General features: G+C 39.8%; 1 pseudogene. It reads left to right on the top strand.

Annotation, left to right across the window (positions count from 1 at the left end):
* Window positions 1-452: pseudogene (locus tag D7V20_RS19535) on the top strand (DDE-type integrase/transposase/recombinase); the annotation flags it as partial.

The following is a 452-nucleotide window of genomic DNA, read 5'->3' as shown; positions in this document are numbered from 1 at the left end:
ACCGAGATGACCAAAAAACGGGCAGATGATTTAGTGAAACGTAATTTTAATGCTGATCATCCAAACCCTTGCGAAGCAATGCTTCTCAGGTGGGTGACTTTACCTATATTCAAACTCATTCAGGCTGGGTCTATACCGCATTTGTTATTGATGTGTTCTCACGAGCAATTGTTGGATGGAAAGTATCTACACGGATGAATACAGATATGGTGCTGGATGCATTGGAGCAAGCATTGCACGATCGAGGTATGCTTAAGAATATGATTCATCATTCCGATAAAGGTGTTCAATATCTTTCTATTCGCTATACCAATCGTTTAGAAGCAGCAAATTTACGAGCATCAGTCGGTACAACTGGTGATTCATACGATAATGCTTTGGCTGAAACGGTGAATGGCTTATACAAAACAGAGGTGATTGAATATTTAAAAGCAGATTGGCAAGGTTTAGCA

This window comes from Acinetobacter rongchengensis, from assembly GCF_003611475.1.
Classification (GTDB): domain Bacteria; phylum Pseudomonadota; class Gammaproteobacteria; order Pseudomonadales; family Moraxellaceae; genus Acinetobacter; species Acinetobacter rongchengensis.
This window is presented reverse-complemented; position numbering and strand designations above follow the sequence as displayed.